Raw genomic sequence first — 1,466 nt, forward strand, 5'->3', positions numbered from 1 at the left:
CGTTAACGCTGACGGTCACACCGGTGGTTGACATCGCGGATGACAACGTCACGCTCGACCAAGACAGCAGTGTGACTATCGATGTATTGGCCAACGACAGCTTCGAAGGCAGCCCGGTGATTACCGACGTCACCACGCCCAGCCATGGCACCGTCACGCTCAATGCCGACGGCACCGTCACGTACACACCGAACCCAGGCTATACCGGCAACGACAGCTTCAGCTACACAGTGACTAGCCCTGACGGCATCACCGAAACCGCGACCGTCAACATCGTGGTCAACCCGGTTAACCATGCGCCAACGGCTAGCAATGACACGGGCATCGGCCTAGAAGATGACGTGCAAACCGGTAACGTCTTAGCCAACGACAGCGACCCGGATGGCGACGACCTCACGGTGACTGGCTTTAGCGTCAACGGTGAAAATTACACGCCAGGTGACAGCGCAAGCATTCCTGGTATCGGCACGTTCACGCTGAACAGCGACGGCGACTACACGTTCACGCCTGAGCCGGACTATCACGGCCCCGTGCCTGAAATCACCGTCACAGTCAGCGACGGCGAGTTCAGCACCACCAGCACGTTAACGCTGACAGTGACCCCAGTCAGCGACATCGCCAACGATAACGCCGTGACCGACGAAGACACGGCCGTCATCATCGACGTACTGGCCAACGACAGCTTCGAAGGCAGTCCGGTGATCACGAGCACCAGCACGCCAAGCCATGGCACGGTCGAGATCAATGCCGATGGCACCGTCACGTACACACCGAACCCAGGCTACACCGGCAACGACAGCTTCAGCTACACAGTGACTAGCCCTGACGGCATCACCGAAACGGCGACCGTCAACATCGTGGTCAACCCGGTTAACCATGCGCCAACGGCTAGCAATGACACGGGCATCGGCCTAGAAGATGACGTGCAAACCGGCAACGTCTTAGCCAACGACCGCGACCCGGATGGCGACGAACTGACGGTGACCGGCTTTACTGTCAACGGTGAAAATTACACGCCAGGCGACAACGCAACGATTCCAGGCATCGGCACGTTCACGCTGAGCAGCGACGGCGACTACACGTTCACGCCTGAGCCGGACTATCACGGCCCGGTGCCTGAAATCACCGTCACAGTCAGCGACGGCGAGTTCAGCACCACCAGCACGTTAACGCTGACAGTGACCCCAGTCAGCGACATCGCCAACGATAACACCGTGACCGACGAAGACACGGCCGTCATCATCGACGTACTGGCTAACGACAGCTTCGAAGGCAGCCCAGTCATCACCGACGTCACCACGCCGAGCCACGGCACGGTCGAGATCAATGCCGACGGCACCGTCACGTACACGCCGAACCCAGGCTACACTGGCAACGACAGCTTCACGTACACAGTGACTAGCCCCGATGGCATCACCGAAACGGCGACCGTCAACATCGTGGTCAACCCGGTTAACCATGCGCCA

At 59.5% G+C, this 1,466-nt stretch carries 1 protein-coding gene; it reads left to right on the top strand.

The genetic code is table 11. The features are described 5' to 3' along the window. Positions 1–23: 23 nt before the first annotated feature. Positions 24–1,466 (top strand): Ig-like domain-containing protein (locus VZ94_RS21840; RefSeq protein ID WP_239650147.1); only part of this gene is annotated, 1,443 nt, incomplete at its 3' end.

The sequence above is a fragment of the Methylocucumis oryzae genome, from assembly GCF_000963695.1.
In the GTDB taxonomy this organism is placed as follows: domain Bacteria; phylum Pseudomonadota; class Gammaproteobacteria; order Methylococcales; family Methylomonadaceae; genus Methylovulum; species Methylovulum oryzae.